This window comes from Mesonia sp. K4-1 (assembly GCF_008017825.1).
Classification (GTDB): Bacteria; Bacteroidota; Bacteroidia; order Flavobacteriales; family Flavobacteriaceae; genus Mesonia.
In genome coordinates this window covers 58,231-80,465 of record NZ_VRLS01000086.1, presented here as the reverse complement: position 1 = coordinate 80,465, position 22,235 = coordinate 58,231, and the positions used below count along the sequence as shown (strand labels likewise).

At 34.7% G+C, this 22,235-nt stretch carries 16 protein-coding genes; 3 read left to right on the top strand and 13 right to left on the bottom strand.

Annotated features, from left to right (window positions below; translation table 11 throughout):
- The first annotated feature begins 10 nt into the window (after positions 1-10).
- Genes FT986_RS12610 through FT986_RS12600 form a run of 3 tightly spaced genes read left to right on the top strand, consistent with a single transcriptional unit; the run spans position 11 to position 1,182 of the window.
- Entirely contained in the window at positions 11-349 is a 339-nt protein-coding gene (locus FT986_RS12610) for a TM2 domain-containing protein (RefSeq protein ID WP_111541510.1), read from the top strand.
- Between the two features lie 3 nt (positions 350-352).
- Complete coding sequence (locus FT986_RS12605; RefSeq protein ID WP_147865363.1) at positions 353-763, top strand: DUF2752 domain-containing protein; 411 nt, start codon at positions 353-355, stop codon at positions 761-763.
- On the top strand, positions 760-1,182 hold the full coding sequence (locus FT986_RS12600; RefSeq protein WP_147865362.1) for a DUF4870 domain-containing protein: 423 nt from the start codon (positions 760-762) through the stop codon (positions 1,180-1,182). The genes FT986_RS12605 and FT986_RS12600 overlap by 4 nt, the downstream gene beginning before the upstream one ends.
- A 2-nt stretch (positions 1,183-1,184) precedes the next feature.
- On the opposite strand, the gene FT986_RS16350 is transcribed toward FT986_RS12600, so the two are convergent.
- From FT986_RS16350 to FT986_RS12540, 13 genes are all read right to left on the bottom strand, one after another.
- Complete coding sequence (locus FT986_RS16350; protein ID WP_370451181.1) at positions 1,185-1,583, bottom strand: sugar transferase; 399 nt, start codon at positions 1,581-1,583, stop codon at positions 1,185-1,187.
- Positions 1,502-2,566: a sugar transferase gene (locus FT986_RS12595; RefSeq protein WP_370451180.1), complete on the bottom strand. Its 1,065-nt coding sequence runs from the start codon at positions 2,564-2,566 to the stop codon at positions 1,502-1,504. Before FT986_RS12595 ends, FT986_RS16350 begins: the two co-directional genes overlap by 82 nt.
- A 33-nt stretch (positions 2,567-2,599) precedes the next feature.
- Positions 2,600-3,622 (bottom strand): glycosyltransferase family 4 protein, encoded by a 1,023-nt coding sequence (locus FT986_RS12590; protein WP_255505968.1) that lies wholly within the window; start codon positions 3,620-3,622, stop codon positions 2,600-2,602.
- The gene (locus FT986_RS12585) at positions 3,561-4,961 is read right to left on the bottom strand and encodes an O-antigen ligase (protein WP_147865361.1); all 1,401 of its coding nucleotides are present in this window, start codon (positions 4,959-4,961) and stop codon (positions 3,561-3,563) included. Before FT986_RS12585 ends, FT986_RS12590 begins: the two co-directional genes overlap by 62 nt.
- Positions 4,945-6,081, bottom strand: coding sequence for a glycosyltransferase (locus tag FT986_RS12580; RefSeq protein ID WP_147865360.1), 1,137 nt, complete (start codon positions 6,079-6,081; stop codon positions 4,945-4,947). Before FT986_RS12580 ends, FT986_RS12585 begins: the two co-directional genes overlap by 17 nt.
- A 2,963-nt stretch (positions 6,082-9,044) precedes the next feature.
- A complete protein-coding gene (locus FT986_RS12575; protein WP_147865359.1) occupies positions 9,045-10,142 on the bottom strand; it encodes a glycosyltransferase family 4 protein in 1,098 nt (365 codons plus the stop codon).
- Between the two features lie 3,354 nt (positions 10,143-13,496).
- Positions 13,497-14,825: a glycosyltransferase family 2 protein gene (locus FT986_RS12570; protein WP_147865358.1), complete on the bottom strand. Its 1,329-nt coding sequence runs from the start codon at positions 14,823-14,825 to the stop codon at positions 13,497-13,499.
- Positions 14,822-15,796, bottom strand: a complete 975-nt coding sequence (locus FT986_RS12565; RefSeq protein WP_187248633.1) for a glycosyltransferase family 4 protein — start codon at positions 15,794-15,796, stop codon at positions 14,822-14,824. The genes FT986_RS12570 and FT986_RS12565 overlap by 4 nt, the downstream gene beginning before the upstream one ends.
- Before the next feature lie 226 nt (positions 15,797-16,022).
- Complete coding sequence (locus FT986_RS12560; RefSeq protein ID WP_147865356.1) at positions 16,023-17,072, bottom strand: exostosin family protein; 1,050 nt, start codon at positions 17,070-17,072, stop codon at positions 16,023-16,025.
- A gap of 2 nt (positions 17,073-17,074) precedes the next feature.
- Positions 17,075-18,247 carry a glycosyltransferase family 4 protein gene (locus FT986_RS12555; RefSeq protein ID WP_147865355.1) on the bottom strand — a complete coding sequence of 391 codons (1,173 nt, stop codon included), beginning with the start codon at positions 18,245-18,247 and terminating at the stop codon, positions 17,075-17,077.
- Positions 18,244-19,365, bottom strand: a complete 1,122-nt coding sequence (locus tag FT986_RS12550) for a glycosyltransferase (RefSeq protein ID WP_147865354.1) — start codon at positions 19,363-19,365, stop codon at positions 18,244-18,246. Before FT986_RS12550 ends, FT986_RS12555 begins: the two co-directional genes overlap by 4 nt.
- Positions 19,362-21,188, bottom strand: coding sequence for an asparagine synthase (glutamine-hydrolyzing) (gene asnB / locus FT986_RS12545; RefSeq protein WP_147865353.1), 1,827 nt, complete (start codon positions 21,186-21,188; stop codon positions 19,362-19,364). The genes FT986_RS12550 and asnB overlap by 4 nt, the downstream gene beginning before the upstream one ends.
- A gap of 58 nt (positions 21,189-21,246) precedes the next feature.
- The gene (locus tag FT986_RS12540) at positions 21,247-22,224 is read right to left on the bottom strand and encodes a glycosyltransferase family 2 protein (protein WP_187248632.1); all 978 of its coding nucleotides are present in this window, start codon (positions 22,222-22,224) and stop codon (positions 21,247-21,249) included.
- Positions 22,225-22,235: the final 11 nt, after the last annotated feature.

Here is a 22,235-nt window from a genome sequence, read left to right as displayed (position 1 = left end):
ACAAAAATCCATGGATTCACAAAAAGTAGACATGTTTATCATGTCCAATAGCAAGTATTTTGAAAGTCATCACCTCCCACAAATCAGAGAGCAGTTATTGGCTTTAGACGACTCTAAATGGGGGCTAATTCAAACCCTTCAATTTCAAGACCCAACTACTATTCTTATCGTTTCTCTTTTAGCAGGAGGTCTAGGAATCGACCGTTTTATGATTGGAGATACAGGATTGGGAGTAGGAAAATTACTTACCTGTGGCGGATTTGGTATTTGGGCAATTGTAGACTGGTTTATCATTATGGGAGCTGCTAAAGACAAAAACATCGCCAAGCTTCAGCAAGTATTATATTAAAGAATGACACGAAATAAACTCTATACTTTCATCAGCGTATTGAGTTTGTTGGGCTATGCATGGTTAGGTTATCAAACCTATTCCGAAAAGCAAAACTCCAGTATAGGGCAAGTTTGTATGTTTAAAGCAACTACAACTTTGCCCTGTCCTTCTTGCGGATCAACACGTTCGGTGTTAGCTATCCTCCAAGGAGATCTTTCTCAAGCCTTTTATTTTAATCCGTTAGGTTTTCTATTGGTAACCGGATTATTTATTTTACCGCTTTGGATCATAAGGGATGTGGTTTTAAAAAAAAATTCTTTCTTTAAATTTTACCTTCTATTTGAAAAATGGATTGTAAAAAAACCAATTATGATAAGTCTTATCGCTATCATTTTATTAAATTGGGGATGGAATGTATATAAAGATTTATGAATTCTAAATCCTTTTTAGAAAAAGAATATGAAGCCGAAAAAGCTTCCAACAGTTACCTAATGTCCTTAATAGCTATCATGGCAGGACTACCACTACCTATTCTTAACTTATTAGCCACTTTTATATTTTATACAGCCCACACCCGTAAAAGTTATTTTATTAGGTGGCACTGTACCCAGGCTCTTATCTCTCAACTTATTGTATTTCCTATTAACTCTATTGCTTTTTGGTGGACGTTCAGAGTTTTCTATACCTTTACGGAAGCAAACTCAGCTTACTTTATATATATGGCAGTTATAATAGGTATCAATGCCATTGAATTTATCGCAACCATTTATGCGGCCATAGAAACCCGAAAAGGAAATCACGTACGATGGTGGGGTGTAAGTAAGTTGGTAGATGCGATGGTAAAACCCTAATTTTACTGTCCTCTAAAGAAAATCACCGTACTCATTGTTTTTAAAATAATTCTTAAATCTAAAAACATACCACGGTGTTTGATGTAGTAGAGATCATATTGAAGTTTAGTCAAGCTATCTTCTTCACATTCGCCATACTTCGTACTTACTTGTGCCCATCCTGTTAATCCTGGTTTTATACTATGTCTAATTTCATAAAATGAAATTGATTTTGATAATTCTCTTACAAAATACGGTCGCTCTGGTCGCGGACCAATAAAACTCATTTCCCCCCTTATCACATTCAAAAATTGTGGAATCTCATCAATACGAGTTTTCCTTAAAAATTTACCAAAAACAGTAATTCGAGCATCATCTTTACTGGCAAATTGAGCTCCGTGCTTTTCGGCATCCTTAACCATCGTTCTAAACTTGATGATTTCAAATTCTTCCCCCCTCTACCCACTCGGGTTTGTCGATAAAATAAAGCGCCTCTATTCCAGGCCAAATTCAATAAACAAACAAGAGGAATAAAAAGAAGTAGCACTCCTAAGCCTATTCCCGAAAAAATAAGATCAAATAAGCGATGAAAGAATAAGTAAAGTTTATTTTGATTGCTTCGACTGAATGGAAAATATTTATAAAAATCCTTATCCATATGTTCTACTGGTAATCTGCTCGTAATATCCTCATACACGTGAAAGTATTCTTTAATAGGATAACCTTGTTTTAATAATACCATCAATTTGGTATATAAGTCTTTTCCTACTCCTTCTTGTAGGGAGCTCGAAACTACAATTTCACCTATGCGCATGTGTTTTACTGCTTGCAGGAGTTCTGCTATTTCTACTTTCGGGATTGAACTAGAAGGATTATGGTTAGAAGTATTAAGGTAACCCACAACTACGTAATGCGGATCAGCAGCTTGGAGGTTAGACACAATTTTATCGATTTCAAAAGAATCTCCGACTACCAAAACATTTTTATAAAATCTTGGAGAACTAATAAAAGTAATGTATGCCAATCGCCAAATAAATAGCGAACCTAAGATAGCCAAAAAGAAATATAAGATTTGTAAACGATTAGCGGGTAGAGAGGGGGTATAAAACGGAGTAAGTAAGTAAAACAATACCGTTACCGATGTAGTGAGGACAATGTTTTTAAAGACTCTGTCAATGTCATTCGTTTTTTGCAAATTATACAATTCAAAAATAGTAGCAAAAACCGTTAAGTAAATGGCTAGAACTATGGACCAAGCCCAATTGGTCGTACTAATTTTAAAATAGGCAAAGTCAAAGACCGAACTCACAAAATAAAGCCCCGCTAAGACGAGAAGCACATCAAAAATCCTCAACAAAATCTTACGTTCAGAAATTTCGAAGTGTATTTTAGATTTTGGTTTCATACCTATGCTATCAATCGGTAAATATATTAATTTCTAAGAGTTTAAAACTTGAATCCATTTTTCTTTTATTTTTCTCCAATCAAACCCCTCTATTAATTGTCTAGCATGTAAGGTTCTTTGGTAAGCATCTATTGGCTTTTCAATAATGTTTTTAATAGCTCCTAGCATCTCTGTCACATCCCTGGGCTTCACCAATAATGCGTGCTTTTGATCTTCTAATAAATAAGGAATTCCACCTACTCGTGTAGAAACTATAGGCAATCCTAACGCAGCCGCCTCCATAAGACTCATCGGGGTATTATCAAAATTGGTGGTATTTAAAAACATATCAAAATTGGTAGAAAGACTTATCCATTCCTTTTTTGAAAGTTTTCCTGTAAAATGAACTGGAAGTTGATATTTTTCTACGTAAGCTTTACAACGAGGAAACACATCATTATCTAAAGGCCCCACCATACTAAGCTGAGCATCAGGATAGGTTTCTAAAAGTTGTTCTAAAACTTGTATCGCTAAAAAAGGATGGTAAATTTCCGCAAAAGAACGTACCCATAAGAGCCGCGGAGCCACCTCTTTTCTCTCTTTAAAAGAATATTCAGATACATCAAACCCATTAGGGATAAACCGAACATCCCTATAACCCTGCTGAAGAAATTGATCTATTAAATAACCCGAAGGAGCTACATTATATAAGGCCTTATTAAATAAATTATGACTAGCCTTAGGTGATTTTTTTAATCTCGTGGGTAAATTTCCTCCATGTAAAATACAGATATACACCATTCCTTTTATTCGTGCCAGCTGGGCAGTAAGATATGCGTACCAAAAATTTTTAGTGCTATAAGTATCAATCAAGATCACAGAATGTTTACGTTGAAAACACAACACACTCCATAGCATATGCAATAGCCTTAGTACGGAATTTTCATAAGAGGAAACTTGCTTTACAGCATATCCCCAACTCATCAGCCTTCGTCCTAAAAATTCAACCCCCGTTTCATTTTTTCCGTGCTTGGAGAGTTGGTTGCCTAGGTAAAGTATTTTTTTTCTTTTTTCCATAAGTTAAATTCAATAAAGCCAATCCGTAGATAAATCCAGGGGCTGCAATACGCATAGAGCTATGAGCCACGGTAAGAAACCAAAACCCTAAAAAAGAGTAAAAATATATATTCTGTTGCCCCTGCAATTTACTGCTTAAAGGAGCAAATATTAAAATCAATAGAGCTATTATACCAAATAGACCGTGCTCTGCTAACATCCTACTAATTTCATTATGCGTAGGCAAGGCACTTCCTAAGTGTTGGATGTGATAGATTTTGGTGGCACCAATCCCTATTCCTAAAATAGGTTCATCCGCAAAGGCATCTATCTCTGCACTCAATAAATCTCCACGCCCTGTTGAAATGTCTTCCTTTTCTCTTCCTAAAGAATCTTCATTCGCATAGCGATTGCTTAATAAACCTCCAGTTTGACTCACCGCTATCAACCAGATTCCAAATGTCACCGCAAAGGTAACCAATATCTTATAGCTGAGTTTAGCCTTCATTCTTAAACCAGATGAAAAATACAGCATAATCACAAAAGCAAAAGCAATAAGGATCGCCACATACACTCCTCCTCTAGAAAAGGTTAGCAAAGCCCGATGCGCCATGGCGATTAAAAAAAACATCATGGTGAATTGCACCAGTTTATGTTTGTACGGAAGCAGTAATCTTGTAAAAAGAATAAATACCCCTAAACCCAGCATGGTTGAAACTTGATTAGGTCCATATCCCCCAGAGGTTGCTGCATTAGAAGCGGTATTGGTCACTACATCTCTAATTGCAGGATTATACAAATATAAATAAACTGTCATGGCAATAATAGGATAGACTATTGTATCTAAAATTTGAAGAAATTCACTCATCTTCAAGGTTCTTCCATAGCAATACAAAGCTGCCGCACATAAGCTAATCGGTCCGCTTAAATTAAAAAGAACCGTTTTCCTATAGAGAAAAAGGTCTCCTGCAAAATAATCTAAAGCCCCAATAAGACCGGGCAACAATAAAATAAGGTAAATAGCATAAGGATAAGCTTTTCGCTTAAAACCTTGATAAAACATACCAAATAAAAGAAATAGGATCACGGCATATTTTCCGGTTTCATAAAACACCATGGCTTTAGTCATTCTAAAAAACACCTCTCCTCCCGCCATATAGGCGCAAGCTATCAGCACTTCTTTCTCTTTGTTTTTTCGGGTTAAAAAGCGGTATAAAAAGTAAAAAACACAACCAATAACATACACCTGCATAATAGGCCTATACATGATCGCTACTACACCTAATACTACATGAAATAAAATGGTAGAAATTGGCTTAAGATCATTAAGCTTTTTTTTTCTTTTAATCCTTCTTATCATGTGGAATAATCTCTAATTGAATCCTCTTTCTATAATGCTCAAAAGTAAAGTCTGTGGCTACCTGATAAGCTTTAAGAGCTTTTTCACTCAACCCCTGCTCCTTTTCTTCTTTAAAGATATGATTTAATATTTGTTTTAAAGTATCAGCAGTTGGAGGATGTACAAGATAGCCGTTTGAAGTATGAATATACTGACCTATACTGGAAACTTGAGATACAATAGGAATACACCCATAATTCATAGCTTCAGCAATAACCTTAGGAAAACCTTCTGAAGCTGTACTAGGCAATAGAAGAAAGTGAGAATTTTTATAAACTGCAAATACTTCCTCTCTACTTAAAAAGCCATGAAATTGAACGGGAATATTTTTCTCTTTCACTTGCGCTTCATAATCATTCCGTTTAGGTCCGTTTCCTATCAAGTGAATTTTATTCACAAATTGTGTACACACATTTTGTGTAAAAGCATCTAATATTCGTTGCACCCCTTTTTCATCCTCTAATCGGCCTACAAAACAGAATGTAAATTTAGGTACATATTGTTTTTGTTCTACTATTTTCAGTCCAGCGGCTCGCTCTGCTAAAGTCAAACAAGGATTTTCAAAAGTAAGGCACTGCTGTGGTTGATCAGGCCATTTTCCATTTATCGTAACCTTCCTCCTCTGCCTTTTCAGTAAATAACGCTGAATTTTGTAACCTAAAGGAGGATGCTCTTGACTCCAATTCCCGGCATACTTAAACCAGCCTTTTTTAGATGAAAACCAAGTGAGGTAAGGGATCAAATAAACTCCGATACCTACGGGAGCACGAAACTGAAAAACATCAACCATTTTTAACACCTCCCGAACCACAGAAATGGTTTGAGGCAAATGGGTAAGAACCGTCATTTTACTCCTAAAATCTCTTCCTCCTGAAGGAGGTAAAGGAACAAACTCTACATTTGGTACTGTATACCTCAAAGAACTAGGCGGAGCATCCTCTGGATGAAAAAAAGCAACGTGGTATATTTTTTCAAAATCTTTAGCCAGATGGTTAATTTCTGTTATCGTCGGTCCCCATCCCACTATATTCCCATCACCATCTTTATAATGCTCCGTATGTGAAATAATAGCTAACTTCATGAAATCTTTTTAAGCAGAGTAAACCCATCAATGAGGTCTAAAAATTAAAACTTGTAAGGCCGTTGCAATAATACTAATAAATTCCTTACGGTCATTCAGAGTTGAGCAGGGTGAAGTGAAGAATCTTTATTTTAAAACTCAAAATTACATTTAAAACAATTATAACGAAATCTAAAAATTACTGTCATATTGAGCGCAGCGCAGCGGAGTCGAAGTATCTTTAGCTTAAAAAATCTAAATATCCTTAGAAAGCACACGACCTATCAAAAAATTACTGTCATACTGAGCGTAGCGCCGCGAAGCCGAAGTATCTTTAAATAAAAACTCTAAATATCCATAGAAAGCACACGACCTATCAAAAATTACTGTCATACTGAGCGCAGAGCAGCGAAGCCGAAGTATCTTTAAATAAAAACTCTAAATATTCTTAGAAAGCACACGGCATATCGAAAGTTACTCGTGAAATTTAAAGTGAAAAGGGCGTAAAATTTTAAGCTGTTTGAACGGAGTGAGTTCTTAAAATTTAGTCCTCGAACGATAAATTTAGAGTAAGTTTCGTAAGCCTAGACTTTTGTTTCTTTTGGGCAATGCAAAAGAAAAAATATGAAAAGAAATCAAAAGTTACTGTCATACTGATCGTAGCGCAGCAGAGTCGAAGTATCTTTAGCTTAAAAAATCTAAATACCCTTAGAAAGCAACCGGCCTATCGAAAATTACTCGTGAAATTTAAAGTGAAAAGGGCGTAAAATTTTAGGCTGTCTGAGACCGATGGCAATCGGGTGAGTTCCTAAAATTTAGCTTACAAACCTACAATTTAGAGTAAGGTTCGTAAGCCTAGACTTTTTTGTTACTTTTTCCGGCAATGGGAAAAAGTAAAAATATAAATCAAAAATTACTGTCATACTGAGCCTAGCACAGCAGAGTCGAAGGATCTTTAGCTTAAAAAATCTAAATATCCTTAGAAAGCACACGACCTATCAAAAAATTACTGTCATACTGAGCGTAGCGCCGCGAAGCCGAAGTATCTTTAAATAAAAACTCTAAATATCCATAGAAAGCACACGACCTATCAAAAATTACTGTCATACTGAGCCTAGCACAGCGGAGTCGAAGTATCTTTAACTTAAGAAATCTAAATCTTCTTAGAAAGCACACGGCATATCGAAAATTACTCGTGAAATTGTCAGTGCAGTAAGCGCAAAATTTTAGGCTGTCTGAGACCGATGGCAATCGGACGAGTTCCTAAAATTTAGCTTGCAAACCTACAATTTAGGGTAAGTTTCGTAAGCCTAGACTTTCCTGCCCGTACCGGTCGGGCGGGTTTGTTTAGCTCACGCTTTGCTATTTTATAGGGGTTCGTGCATCTTCTAGCGAAGAGGTATTTTTCCGGCAATGGGAAAAAGTAAAAATATGAATAGAAATCAAAAAATTACTGTCATACTGAGCGTAGCGCAGCAGAGTCGAAGTATCTTTAGCTTAGAAAATATAAATATTCTTAGAAAGCATTCGGCATATCGAAAATTACTCGTGAAATTGTCAGTGCAGTAAGCGCAAAATTTTAGGCTGTCTGAGACCGATGGCAATCGGACGAGTTCCTAAAATTTAGCTTGCAAACCTACAATTTAGAGTAAGGTTCGTAAGCCTAGACTTTTGTTTCTTTTGGGCAATGCAAAAGAAAAGAAAGGAACATTTATCAACTTAAACCTCCCTGCCCATCCCGCAGGCGGGTTTGTTTAGCTCACGCTTTGCTATTTTATTGGAATTCGTGCATCTTCTAGCGAAGAGGTTTTATTCTAGCAATGCAAAAAAGAATAAATACCAATAGAAGTTGAACTTTCATCTTTTAAATAGAAATTATATTAATGATTTCTTCATTTTGTCTTGATACAAAACGAAGCAAAAGATCAAGACTGACTAAAAATCTATAAAAAAATACTACGGAAACCACAGCCACAAATGAAAAGAACTCACCCTCCTTATCAGTCGGTCTCAAACAGCTTTTCATTTTCTAGCCCTCGCTGCTTCCTTGATTTTCAATATATTTTCAGATAGGTCAACTTTTACAGAAGATGCAAGAATACAAGGATAAGATGTAGGACTTAAGACTCTTTATCAATAAATATAGATTATCCATAGAAAGCACCCGGCCTATCGAATATTACTCGTGAAATTGGCAGTGCAGTGAGCGCAAAATTTTAGGCTGTCTGAGACCGATGGCAATCGGGTGAGTTCCTAAAATTTAGCTTACAAACCTACAATTTAGAGTAAATTTCGTAAGCCTAGACCTTTTTGTTACTTTTTCCGGCGATGGGAAAAAGTAAAAATATGAATATTAGTTAGAAATTTTATTTTTAAGGAAAAATCCCTTCATTTTACTCATTCCCTTTGCTATTGCTTAAGTATTCGTGAATCTCCAAAAAGTCGATTTCCATTGCTTAAAAGAAGCAAAAATCTAGACTGATTTTCCTGAACTTGAAAATCAGCTAAAAAGCTTTATCCTGCGGATAGCAAACCGCTTCGCTAGGCTATCCTCTCCGTCCAACGCTAAGCTTTTTCTTGATTTTACTACACTCATGAAAAGTAGGTCACTTCGCTTTCTAAGAAAAATTTGCATTATTTTAATAATTGAAAAAATATACTTCAAAAGTATTTAGCACATTGATGGCAATCGCTTATTGTCATATTGAGTGCAGCGCAGTGGAGTCGAAATATCTTTTAAAAATTCTAACTCCTCTTTAAACAGATTTCTCAGTCGGGCCTTCTTCGAAATGACAGGGTATTTTTTTATTAAATAGATTTCTCAGTCGTCACTCCTTCGAAATGACAAATAACCTGAGCCAGAACAAAACGCAATGCAGTAAAGAATCTTTATTTTAAAACTCAAAATTAATTTTAAAATAAATTATACTAAAATCAAAAAACTACTGTTATATTGAGCGTAGCACAGCGGAGTCGAAGTATCTTTAGCTTAGAAAATCTAAATATTGCCGAATAATCTTATCCCAAGTAAAGTTTTGGGTCCATTTGAGTGCTCTTTGACTGTACAGCGGATAATCAACTATAATCTCATCAATAGCTTGCACCACCTCCCGTGCATTTTTCGCATCCACCAATACACCCGATGCATAATTATCTATAGCATCTTCTATTCCGCAGCCCTTCGCTCCAATACCAGGGACTCCTAATGCATTTGCTTCTAAAATGGCGATTCCAAACCCTTCTACATCCCCTTCATTAGTATGTTCACTCAACATCATGAATAAAGTAGATTGCTTTAAAATTCTTAATTTCTCTTCCTCAGTAACCCTTCCGTAAAAAACAAGATGTTTTTCTACCCCTAAACTCTCTGCCAATTGTAACAATTGCGGCTGAGTGGTAGGAATTCCTACAATATGATAGGTAAGTTGAGGATATTTTTTTAAAATGTAAGGCAAAGCTTTTATGATATTATGTTGCCCTTTTCTAGGGGTCACATTCCCTACGGTCACCAATTGCAACGGTACTGAAACATCATCTTTGGGAACACTCTCGACAGAAGAAATATCAAAACCATTGGGAATAACCTTTAGCTGATTTAGTTCCAAATGAGCAATCAAGCTTTTGGTATAATGAGAAACCGCTATAATTTTATCAAAGCGCTGAAGACAGAATTGAGTATATTTTCGTTGTAAACTTGACGGAAGTAAAACTTCACTCCCGTGTAACACCGCCACATATTCTTTTTGAATAAACAGACTTAACAACCCGCCTACCCAAATTGAAAATTTCCCTGAAAGTAAAACTATATCTTGCTCTTTCGCCAGCTGAAAGGCTTTTAGAATTCGATGAAGGTAACTAATCAATATTAAGCTTCTACGTTTAATTCGTATAGTCTTGAAAAGTTGTTGTTGATCAAACTGCTTTTCCTCTTCTCCTTCCCCAGAACGCTGATCAGAAATCACCTGTACTTGTATGTCCTTATTCTGAAAAGATTTTGCCAAATGAAATGCGTGATTTCCAATGCCGCCGGGTTGTGGGGGAAATTCTGAGGTGATCAATAAAAATTTTCTAGATTGTTTCAAGGTCTTCGTTTTCTAATGAAATGCTATCTACGATTATTCATCAAAAAAAAGCAAAAGTTTTCTATTTAACGCTCTTTTTACTTTTTCTTTTAAAAAGCTAGAAAAATAAAACAAGCTTGCCTGCCGAGTGCAGAGATCTTTATTTTAATAGAAAAAATACTTTTAAAACAATGATAACGAAATCAAAAAACTACTGTCATACTGAGCGCAGTCGAAGTATCTTTAAATAAAAATTCTAACTTCTGTGTAAAAAGATTTCTCAGTCCTCTGTACATCGAAATGACAATCGCTTACTGTCATACTGAGCGCAGCGCAGCAGAGTCGAAGTATCTTTTAAAAATTCTAACTCCTATTTAAAAAGATTTCTCAGTCCTCTGTACATCGAAATGACAATCGCTTACTGTCATACTGAGCGTAGCACAGCGGAGTCGAAGTATCTTTTAAAAATTCTAACTTCTGTGTAAAAAGATTTCTCAGTCGTACCTTCTTCGAAATGACAGCGTACAATTTTCAATTAAGCAGATTTCTCAGTCCTCTGTAGATCGAAATGACAATCGCTTACTGTCATACTGAGCGCAGCGCAGCGGAGTCGAAGTATCTTTTAAAAATTCCAACTCCTATTTAAAAAGATTTCTCAGTCGTGCCTCCTTCGAAATGACAAATAACCCGAGTCAGAACAAAATGCAGCGCAGCAGAGTCGAAGTATCTTTAACTTAGAAACTCTAAATATTCTTAGAAAGCACACGGCCTATCGAAAATTACTCGTGAAACCAGCCTGTGTGTCTGGCAGGTTTAAAGTGAGAAGGGCGTAAAATTTTGAGCTGTTTAAGCGAAGTGAGTTCCTTAAACCTAGCTTGCAAACCTACAATTTAGAGTAAGATTCGTAAGCCTAGATTTTATATCCAAGATATGAGAGAAAAGAGGTGAGACTTAAGACTTAGCTTTTAATGATGAAGCTAGGACATAGGACGTACGACATATAATCCTTATCTATCAATTGATATAAAGTACCCTTAGAAAGCCTTCGGCCTATCAAATAATACTCGTGAAACCAGCCTGTGCGTCTGGCAGGTTGGTAAATAGTTAGACTTAAAATTTAGGCTGTCTGATACCGATGTCAATCGGGTGAATTCGTAAAATTTAGCTCGCACTTTACATTTTTATTGAGTTAGTGCATCTTCTAGCGAAAAGGTCTTTTTCCAGCCATGGGAAAAAATAAAAATATAAATCGTAATTAGAAATCTTCTTTTTAAGGAATAACACCTTCATTTTACTCACTCACCTCACTATATCTTAAATTTGCGTGAATCTCCAAAAGTTGATTTATCTTGATATAAAACAAAGCAAAAGATCAATACTACTAGTCGAGAAAGAGTTTAGTACTACTAAGTACTTTTCGATACAATTTTTAACGCTACCGTTTTTAAAAACCCCTCGAAGAGACAAGCTTAGTTTTATTGATGCTTCGAGTGTTTTTAAATCCAGTTTTCATTTTCAAAAAATGAAATAATATTTAACACGATTGAGATAAGGATTATAGGAAGAAAACAGAACATACCCTTTTTATAAAGGTTTCACACCCTTATTTCCCCCTATCCTACCCTTATTTTATACCCTTTTAACATATCCAATTTAATTTCAGTCCACTATCAAAACACTATATAGTGGAGTATTGTAGTTAGGGTGTCTGAGCACTATAGTTTCAGTGTGGACTGGATAGGGCTTATCTATGGGGGATCTATATAGCAAGGGGGAAGATTGGGGCACTCCTTGTGAATCTCTTGATAAAACATAGGGCTTAAGACTCTACTCTTAATCTATAAATATAGATTATCCATCAACAAATGCGGCCTATCGAAAATTACTCATAAAACCAGTCTGTGCAACTGGCGAGTATGAAGTGAAGAGGACGTAAAATTTTAAGCTGTTTGAACGGAGTGATTTCTTAAAATTTAGACCTCGAACGATAAATTTAGAGTAAGGTTCGTAAGCCTAGACCTTCCTACCCGTACCGCAGGCTGGTTTGGTTCTTTTTCCAGCAATGGGAAAAAGTAAAAATATAAATCAAAAATTACTGTCATACTGAGTGTAGCAGAGTCGAAGTATCTTTAGTTTAGAAAACCTTAATATTCTTTTTAAGAAAAAATCACTTCAGTTTACTCACTCACTTTGTTATTGCCTAAGTATTCTAGAAGCTGCTTCTTCTTTTTCATTGCTAAAAAGAAGCAAAAATCTAGACTGATTTTCCTGAACTTGAAAATCTGCTAAAAAACTTTATCCTGCGGATAGCAAACCGCTTCGCTAGGCTATCCTCCTCACCCAACGCTAAGCTTTTTCTTGATTTTACTACGCTCATGAAAAGTAGGTCACTTATCTTTCTAAGAAAAATTCAAATTATTTTAATAACAACAAAAAAAATCTTTTGAAAGCTTGCGGCCTATCGAAAATTACTCGTGAAATTGGCAGTGCAGTGAGCGTAAAATTTTAGGCTGTCTGAGACCGATGGCAATCGGCGAGTTCCTAAAATTTAGCTCACACTTTACTATTTTATTGGAGTTCGTGCATCTTCTAGCGAAGAGGTCTTTTTCCGGCAATGGGAAAAAGTAAAAATATAAATAGAAATCAAAAAATTACTGTCATACTGAGCGTAGCGCAGCGGAGTCGAAGTATCTTTAACTTAGAAAATCTAAATATTCTTTTTAATGGAGCGTCTTTTAAATAAAAACTCCAATTCCTATTTTAAAAGATTTCTCAGTCGTGCCTCTTCGAAATGACAAATAACCTGTTAGTCAGAACAAAATGCAGTGCGGTGAGGAGTCTCTTCCTTAAAAATTTGATAATACCCTTAGGAAGCCTTCGGCATACCGAAAATTACTTGTGAAACCAGCCTGTGCGTCTGGCAGGTTGGTAAATAGTTAGACTTAAAATTTAGGCTGTCTGATACCGATGCCAATCGGGTGAATTCGTAAAATTTAGCTCACACTTTACTATTTTATTGGAGCTCGTGCATCTTCTATCGAAGAGGTCTTTTTTCGGCCATGGGAAAAAGTAAAAATATAAATAGAAATCAAAAAATCACTGTCATACTGAGCGTAGCGCAGCGGAGTCGAAGTATCTTTAAATAAAAACTCTAAATATTCTTTTTATTGAAGCATTTTTAAATGAAAAAACAACTCCTATTTTAAAAGATTTCTCAGTCGTGCCTTCTTCGAAATGACAAATAACCTGTCAGTCAGAACAAAACGCAGTGTAGTGAGGGATCTCTTCCTTAGAAAGCGTTCATCATTTATTATTCAGAACGGAGCAAGGCAAAGCTAAAAATCTTTCTTTTTAAAATTCAAAATTAATAGGTCCCTACCACCTTTCAATTTTCGCTCCCTCTTTTAATTTTTGAGTGGATAACCTCCACGATTTATAGACTTGAATTAAGATGACAGGCAGTAAGAATACAGATAGGAACACCCCAATTAAAAGCATAGGTTTGTTCCTTTTAAATTTATAGGGGATTATAGACGGTGGTACCGTTTTTAACAAAGCGAGTCTTGCTCGTTTATTGCCGTGATATTTTCGAAACAGGTACAATACACTAGGAATAGGTCGCGGAGCAAACCACTTTTCTGTTCTAAATGCATCCCAACTACCCATTTCACGTAATCCTCCAGAGCCTACCTTAAGGTGCAAACGTTTGGCATATGGATTAGAAACGTTTAAGAAACCCTCTAGATAAGATCGTAAGCCATATTCTCCATCCCCCATACGTTGTTTCTCAAATTGCCGATCGAATAGCCCTATTTTTTTAAACACTTTCTTTTTCAATAAAACATTTCCGGTATCTAACTGACTGGAAATATGGAAAAAGGAATAATGTGCGGGTACTTCTCCGCCTTCCGTAGAAATAGAAACGCCAGAAGAAATATCTGCTTTAAAGAAATCTAAGGTTTTGATATGCTGCGTGATCCAATCGGTTTCTACCCGACTATCATCGTCATAGAGCAAAACATATTCTCCTTTGGCCAATTGAATGGCTCGGTTTCTTGCCAACCATAAAGCCTTTTCGGTTTGCTGTATAACTTTCAAGTCTAGATTCCAGCCTTTATAAAAATCTTCTTGATAAGGCTCTGATTGATCGACCACAATCACTTCAAAATTAGTATAATCTTGAAGCTCTAAATCTTTCAGTACATCTTTTAAATAAAGATAACGGTTAAGTGTGGGAATAATAACAGAAATAAAAGGCTTTTCTTCAACTAATGTAGATTCAAAATCCTTATAACTTGTATAATCAATGGGACGCTGTAAATAAGTACTCCGTTTTACTTTCCTTCCTTTTAAGTATGCGGGAATCTCTTTTAAAGGGTTTTTAAAAGTAAATAATCTTAGCACCAATCCATACAGACACCAAACGGGATGAAAGTACTTATGTATAAACCGGTATTCATCTACCAAGGGTAACTTTTTAAAATACGTATAATTTTCTCCAGAGGCTATATAGCCTTTGTTTAAAGCCTGCCAAGAAAGATCGTATTCTTTAGCCAAATCACTTTTAAAACCATTATCCTCTTCCAGTTGTTGTAAAACTTTTTGGGGTAAGTTTTCAGTCTTTGGAAAAACATACGATTCATCTCTTCTTTTTAAAGCAAAGTAATGGGCGGGTTGCAGATATTTTAGAAAGTTAAAAATCATGAACAATTTTCTAAAATTAATGAGGCGTGTTGATCAATATTTTTATCCAAATCATATTTTTCTTCAAAAGAATTTAAAGCACCTTTAGAGTAACTTTCCCAATTTTTTAAAATTCTTTCGAGCGCATTAGTTAATGAAAAGTTCTCTTCTCTATCGAAAAATTCACCATTTATATTTTTTTTAATAATTTCTACCGCTCCTTCATTTCGTGTACAGATAATCGGAGTCCCTTCTCGTAATGCTTCAATATTCACAAATCCAAAAGCCTCGTGAGAACTTGCAGAAATGTGCACTAAGGATTCAGCAAAAAGTTGATTTACTTCAGCATGGCTTACTTTATCCTTAAAAAGGATATCATTTTCTAAATTTAAATCTTTTACTTGTTTCTCAAGAGCTGATTTTTCCATACCATTGCCAACAATCAACAATTTTAAGTTAGGAAAAACCTCAATTACATTAACAAATTGTTGTATTAAGTATTTGTGACCTTTAAGCTCAATCAAATTGCCTAAAATCAAGATTTGGTATTTTCTATCCGCTTTTGAAAAATAAGATAATTTTGAAGATTTTATAAGGTTGGGCAGTAATATATTATTTTTATTATTAAGGTTATAATATTTAAATATTCCTTCTTTGGTCCCATTTGAATTAGCGACAAAAAGTGAAGCCATATTATATATATAACGCTTCCTCCATTTTAGCACTTTTTCTTTACCAGAATTAGAGCTGCCAAATAATTCAACTACAGAGAGTAAGTAATTTATACGGTTTTTAACCATTAACAAACTACCTGCAATATTCATAAGATTTACAGAACCAAAAGAAGATATTAAGATCGTAGGTTTATATTTCGTGATTTTCTTACAAATAAAGAAAAAATCTTTTAAAGAAGTTGGCCTTCTACTGGGCCAATTGATACAAGATATATTAGGATTATCAAACTTTACAAGAGAATTTTTATCAATAAGCATAACTACTTTATAGTTCCTGTTTACAAAACTGTTAGCAAGATTGAAAAAGTAATCTGGTCTTGCATTACCTGGTCTTGATGTAGAAATAAAGATGTACTTTTTTTGATTTTTATGACCATTCATTTAACTATTATTGTTTTTTTCATAACTTAAATTTATCAACTCTTGCCCTGCAATTTTTTAAAGATAACTTTATGCCTAGATTTCCAATGGCTCCGTTTTTTAGTTATAACATTTTTTGATTTCTAAAAAACCCTCCTAAGCTAAGCTCATTTAACCAAAGTTCTCTATTCGATTTTGAAAGCTTAAAAAAATTCTCTCGTGTTAAGCTTTCATGAAAACTCTTTACAATATTACTTATTTGATTTCTTTCTTCATACTCCACCCATACTACATGTTTTTTCCAATCAATTTGATCTGTAAGAGGTAAAAAACCATCTGTATTTAGGTAAACTGGAATACGTCCCATCATAAGAGTCTCATAAAATCGAACTGAAAAATTCCCTGCTCCACGAACACACAAAACATAAGCAGAGTTATTTATATTTTGATAAAATTCTTTAGTACTTCTATTAAGTTCCAATTTTGTACTTGCTCCTGCTCTATACTTTTTTCTTAAAATAAAATTGTCCTGTATATGTGGGCTTTTAATTAAGTTATTTAGTAACTGTGCCCTTAAATGAGTGGATGCTATCAGAGCTTGAGGTTCGTTTACACTTAGATTAAGATTAGATTGTAAATTTCGAAGTACAATTCTTAACTTTTCGCTAATTGCGTTTAAAACAGATGAACGAGCTTGTCCACAAAAACCAACGACTGGTTTTTGTGTATAGGGGAATGTAAAAGGTATCTCTTCTTGATATTCAGTTAATCGGTCCTTAATAAATACAGGCATTCCATAATGACCCGCTTGCTGTCGAGACATATATCCTCCCATTCTAAAAACTTTCAGATTATTGTACCTTGGAACCTTCACCCCAAAATCACCAGAATTCCAACTCCATACTGTTTTATGATAACCTGCAGCTCGTTCAATTAATTCTTTCGCTAGATGAAGCTTCTTATTTTGTACATAATAATTCCAAGACATGGGTAAAATTACAATCTCTGCTGTGGAAAGAGAATTGGTAAACTCATAATCCTTTGCTGAAACTCCGTAGAGTTTTATACGTTGTTCATCGGTAAAGTTTTCATTTTTAACGAAAGGTTTGAGCAAAGGAAAAAGCTGTCCCCTACAGTTTTTTTTATAATGCTCAAAGGGATAAAATATTTGCATAGTTAATTTTTGTAAAACTCAACAAATTCTTGTTGCTGTTTTTTAATATTAAACTCTTCTATTATCCGTCTTTTTGCAAAACTGGTAATATTCTTTTTTTGTTCCGCTGGCATTTCTATAACCTCTATAATTTTTTGGGCTAATTGTTCATGCTGTAATTTAGGCACCACCCAGCCAGATTTATTATTTAGCACGTTTTCAGAAAGTCCTTCAGCGTTAGAAACTATACAGAGTTTACCAAGTGCTTGTGCTTCTAAAACAGAATTACAAAAACCTTCTTGAATACTGTATTGTAAATAAACAGTAGCTTCTTCTACGTTTTTTTTTACTTCTTCCCGACTGAGTTTTCCTAAAAACAAAACCTCATCTTTCAATCCCAACTCATAAGCCGCATAGGCAATGCGTTCATATTCGTCTCCTTCTCCAATAATTTTATATTGAAACTGGTAACCCGCATACTTTACAATTTTTAAAGCAAGAAGGGCTTCTTCATAACCTTTTTTCCAATGCAACCTTCCAACAGTTATCATTTTGCAGATTGGCATTGTAGAAAGGTTTTCGGTTTTTTCTGTATTAAAAAACTCCAAATCTATGGCTGGTGTAATTTTAGTTACAGGAATGGTTTCTGGTAAACCTTGCTTTGCAGCTAAAGAATGAATATCTTCTGAAATAACATGTAGCTTATCTAAATGCTTCCATAATTTCTGATAACAATTGGGATTTTTCAATGGGTAAATACCAATATCGAACCCTCTAAAACTCACTGCCATTTTTGCTACTATCGCTTTTGCTAAGGTTTCTCGCTCTAAAGCTAAAGTTCCGAAACCAAAATGTAACCAATCTAAATCTGCTTTTAAAATTGGAGCGTTGATATACACTTTCTTTAAAAATTTTAATTTACTTACCCCATGTTTGCTTTCCAATGAGTACCAATTCATCACTTTTTTGAGATATGGAAGTAAAACCATATACACCTTAAAAAAATACAACAATTGAATAATAGGGTTAGAAGTGGTTTTAGAAAATCGCTTCACTTTACAGGTATTAAATCCAACACCATTATTTTGGCAAAATAGAGTGACCTCAAATCCATTTTTCTGTAATCCTTCTATTTTGGAATTAAAAAATGTTTCTGAATAGCCTGGAGGCTGCGATAAAACAATTCCTATCTTCATAAAGCAACTTCTAAATACATTTCTTCATGCTTTTTTGTCTCCATCTCGATGGTATGATGGGATTGCACATAACTTGCAAATATTTTTCCTAGATAATCCAACTCTTGTGTACCTTTCTCCATTAAAAGATTCAACTTAAACCACAAGTCATTAACATTTTCTGGTGCTACTAAGTAATCAGGAAAATTTTTTAATTGATCTCGTATGCCTGGAATATTAGTTCCTAATACTACCTTTCCAGAAGCCATAGCTTCTAGTAAAGCTACAGGGCTACCTTCCCTACGACCTTTGTCCCTTGTAGGTAATACAAAAATTTCAGCTCGATGAAGATAAGGTCTAACATCCATTACTTTTCCACTAAACTCAATTTTATGGCCTAATTTTAAATTTCTGACTAATTGTTCTAATTCTTCTCCATAACTACTATTTATATCACCCACCAAATTCAAACGCCAATTCACATGTTGTTCATGCAGTTGATTAAATGCTTTAATAAGAAATTCAATCCCTTTTACAGGTACCATGTTAGCAATACAAACAACGTAGCGCAAATTTTTATTGGGAAATGAAGGTATTAGGTCGCTTGTATAGCTACTCAGTATATTAAAATATGTAATATCTACTCCTCTAGGTATAAGTTCAATTTTTTTAGAATTTGGATAAAACTGACAGATCATATCTGTATTCTGTACCGCTATACGGTTGGCAAGCTTAGAGCGTAACCACCACGCGTTTTTTGAAGCACCTCCCCAATTCATATTTTTTTTGGTAAATATCCACTGTACTCCTGCTAATCTAGCGGCTAAAACCTCAGTGTAATCCGCTGCATAATGAAAACTATGTATAATATGGGGCTGGAGTGTCCTAAATTTTCGAGCTACTTTAACCACATTTAGGGCCAAAGCAGTATATGGTCGTGATGGGGATATATAAGGATAGATATGTAAAGGAATTCCAGATTGTTCTACTTCTTTGTAGAATTTTCCCCGGTTGTGTAAACACATAATATGGACATCAAAGCGATTTTTATTAAGTCTCTTGGCAATATTTAATAAAGCCTTTCCACTACCCGCGGTGTCAAAATTTGGTATAGTATAAAGTATTTTTATCTTTTTCATTTCAATAAGGTGTATAAAGTAAACAGAGGCCACTTATAATCGGCTTCTCCACTTCGATGCTCTTTTAACATTTTTTCGATGTGACGTACATCCAACCCAAAGTCTTCGGCTTTATCCTGAAGCAAAGTATCACAAAATTTTTCATAAAGAGAAGTTCTTAACCATCCAGATAAAGGTACAGAAAAGCCTTTTTTCTTGGTTTCCATAGGTACTCCAGACACTCGCTGTTTTAGTAGTTTTTTAAGTAATATTTTTTGGGTTCCTTTATAAAAATTCAGTCGCGGCTTTATCTCTAATGCTAAATTAATTAATCGCTTATCCAAAAAAGGCACTCGTACTTCAAGACTATTTTCCATACTCGCTAAATCCACTTTGCGCAAAGTTTTTTGCATCATACCATAAAATTCAGCATAACGCATATTTGCTAGAAGTTCCTCTTTATTTTTAGTGTTATTATAATTAAATACATCAAAATTAGAAGGTAAATTAATTTCTTTTAAATCGGCATTTAACTTTAAAATATCATCATTTCTAAAACGAGTATGCAAACCTTGGTGTGCTAAGGATTGTTTATTAGCTAACAACACCTCATTAACGTATTTTTTATTTAAGGTATATCGATCGGCCGCATAAATCATTTTTTTGGCCAATTTAGGGTAATGTTGAAATTTAATATTTTTAGCTACACTTTGAAATCGCTCATACCCAAAAAACAACTCATCTCCTCCATCCCCACTTAAAGCTACACTCACATGATTTTTAGCTAGTTTAGAAACTAAAAAGGTGGGTAGTAAACTAAAATCCCCTATTGGTTCGTGGATGCTTTGCATAGCCTCATCCCAGTAAGATAAAGATTCTTTAGCATCAAGATGCCATATATGATGTTGAATTTCTAAATTGCTAGCAAAGGCATTAGCTCGTTCCGTTTCATCATGGGTTTTGCTTTCGGAACCTATTGTAAAACTATCAAAATTGAAGTTATTTTTTTTTAAGCTTGAGCATACTAGGGCGGAATCGACTCCTCCTGAAAGGAATGCTCCTAAAGGAACATCGCTCAAAGTTTGGTCATAGACACTCTTATCTAGAGAAGACTTTATTTTATTTATTGCTTTGGTTTCATCTTTAAATGTGGCTTTCTTAGACTTAGATAGTTCCCAATAACGTTTGGCCGTGAGCTTCCCTTGCTCATCAAAACTTATTATCTCTCCCGGTTTTACTTGAAATGTATCTTGATATAGTCCAAAAGGTGCAGGGATAAAATGTTGTTCAAAATAGAGTTTAAGTACAGATAAATCAAGTGGCTTAACATTAAAATGTGGATGCGATCGAACTTGATCATATTGACTAGCTGCTACTAATTTTTTACCATCCCAACCGTAAAAAAGTGGTTTTATACCAGCAAAATCACGCACCAAAGTAGTTGTTTTTGTTTTTTGATCATATATACATATAGCGAACATCCCATTTAAACATCTAATCGTTCGCTCTATTCCCAACTCATCAAAACAATGACCTAGTGTTTCTGTATCGCTATTTCCCTTAAATTTCTGGAAGCTTAATTTTTCACGGAGCTGTAAATGATTGTATATCTCACCATTGAAAACGTACATATACCTTTGAGTATAACTCGATTTAGGTTGTGCTCCATTAGCGCTCAAGTCAAGTATAGCCAATCTATTAAAACCAAATTGTACTTGGGAATTATTACTAAGGTAACCTTGAGAATCTGGACCTCTTTTTCTTGACAGATTTAAAATTTCTATAAATTTTTCCTTTGGTAATAAATCTGTACTATAAGTTACCTCGGTTAAAAAACCACACATAAACTAGCATTAATTAGCATTAAGAAACGAAAGTACAACTTTATATTCACCTTTATTTTTAACTTTCATTTTTTAATGACTTTTTAGATAATAAATAATATACACAAAGCTTGTACATCTTGGTAGACCCTGTAAGTATCAGTAGCACAGCTAAGCATTTAAAATAAAAGGATACCCTTAGCGGCAAGATCTCCATTTCTAAGCGCTTAAAAAGACGATAACGGTTTCTAATTTTATTGGGCTCAAGTAGTAGTTTGAGATAACTACCTTGTATTTTTCTAAATAACAACATATCAAATACTAACGGTGTCTTTTCTTGAAAATAATAGGGTAGGTAAGTATTGATATATTGTTTCCAATAAATTGATGTTCTACTGCTTAATTTATTATTTTTTGTTACGGTAGATTCTAAATGTCTATAATACATATAAACTGGAGTTTTTAAATGAATCATTTTTTCATTTAATCCCAAACGTATATGAAAGAAAGCATCTTCCCCAATGCGCATATGTTCTGGAAATAAACCCCACTTTTCTAGCTTACAACGTCGATGCATAAAAGCCGGTGGACCAGACAAGAGTGAAAAGTTTTTAAACCACATTAAACCGCAAGTAGGTGGTTTTTCTAGAGCATAACTAACCTCTTTTTCGATCTTGAGACATTCATGCCGATTCTTAACTACGATTCTATTACCATATACACAGGCTGCTTCTGGATGCAAGACCAACAAATTCTGCATCTTCACAAGGCTGCCTTGAATCAATAAGTCATCAACATCAAAAAAATAGATAAATTCTCCCTTAGCAGCTAAATAACCTCTATTTCTTGCGGCAGACGCCCCTAGTTTATCTTCTTTTAGTATTTGCACAAAGTTATATTGATTCGCAAGCTTAAGTAAAATAGCCCAAGTTTTATCTGTACTATTATTATCTACAAAAATAATTTCGAATGAAACTAACTGTTCAGCTAATAGCTGCTGTACTACGGATTCCAAATAATGTTGACCATTATGAACAGGCACAATCACACTTAACATATCCATGATTT

What these genes read in the sequence shown, in the direction of transcription:
- FT986_RS12610 (WP_111541510.1), top strand. Translation starts at nt 11, where the DNA reads ATGGATTCACAAAAAGTAGACATGTTTATCATGTCCAATAGCAAGTAT.
- FT986_RS12605 (WP_147865363.1), top strand. Translation starts at nt 353, where the DNA reads ATGACACGAAATAAACTCTATACTTTCATCAGCGTATTGAGTTTGTTG.
- FT986_RS12600 (WP_147865362.1), top strand. Translation starts at nt 760, where the DNA reads ATGAATTCTAAATCCTTTTTAGAAAAAGAATATGAAGCCGAAAAAGCT.
- FT986_RS16350 (WP_370451181.1), bottom strand. Translation starts at nt 1,583, where the DNA reads ATGGTTAAGGATGCCGAAAAGCACGGAGCTCAATTTGCCAGTAAAGAT.
- FT986_RS12595 (WP_370451180.1), bottom strand. Translation starts at nt 2,566, where the DNA reads ATGAAACCAAAATCTAAAATACACTTCGAAATTTCTGAACGTAAGATT.
- FT986_RS12590 (WP_255505968.1), bottom strand. Translation starts at nt 3,622, where the DNA reads ATGGAAAAAAGAAAAAAAATACTTTACCTAGGCAACCAACTCTCCAAG.
- FT986_RS12585 (WP_147865361.1), bottom strand. Translation starts at nt 4,961, where the DNA reads ATGATAAGAAGGATTAAAAGAAAAAAAAAGCTTAATGATCTTAAGCCA.
- FT986_RS12580 (WP_147865360.1), bottom strand. Translation starts at nt 6,081, where the DNA reads ATGAAGTTAGCTATTATTTCACATACGGAGCATTATAAAGATGGTGAT.
- FT986_RS12570 (WP_147865358.1), bottom strand. Translation starts at nt 14,825, where the DNA reads ATGATTTTTAACTTTCTAAAATATCTGCAACCCGCCCATTACTTTGCT.
- FT986_RS12565 (WP_187248633.1), bottom strand. Translation starts at nt 15,796, where the DNA reads ATGCTTATTGATAAAAATTCTCTTGTAAAGTTTGATAATCCTAATATA.
- FT986_RS12560 (WP_147865356.1), bottom strand. Translation starts at nt 17,072, where the DNA reads ATGCAAATATTTTATCCCTTTGAGCATTATAAAAAAAACTGTAGGGGA.
- FT986_RS12555 (WP_147865355.1), bottom strand. Translation starts at nt 18,247, where the DNA reads ATGAAGATAGGAATTGTTTTATCGCAGCCTCCAGGCTATTCAGAAACA.
- FT986_RS12550 (WP_147865354.1), bottom strand. Translation starts at nt 19,365, where the DNA reads ATGAAAAAGATAAAAATACTTTATACTATACCAAATTTTGACACCGCG.
- asnB (WP_147865353.1), bottom strand. Translation starts at nt 21,188, where the DNA reads ATGTGTGGTTTTTTAACCGAGGTAACTTATAGTACAGATTTATTACCA.
- FT986_RS12540 (WP_187248632.1), bottom strand. Translation starts at nt 22,224, where the DNA reads ATGTTAAGTGTGATTGTGCCTGTTCATAATGGTCAACATTATTTGGAA.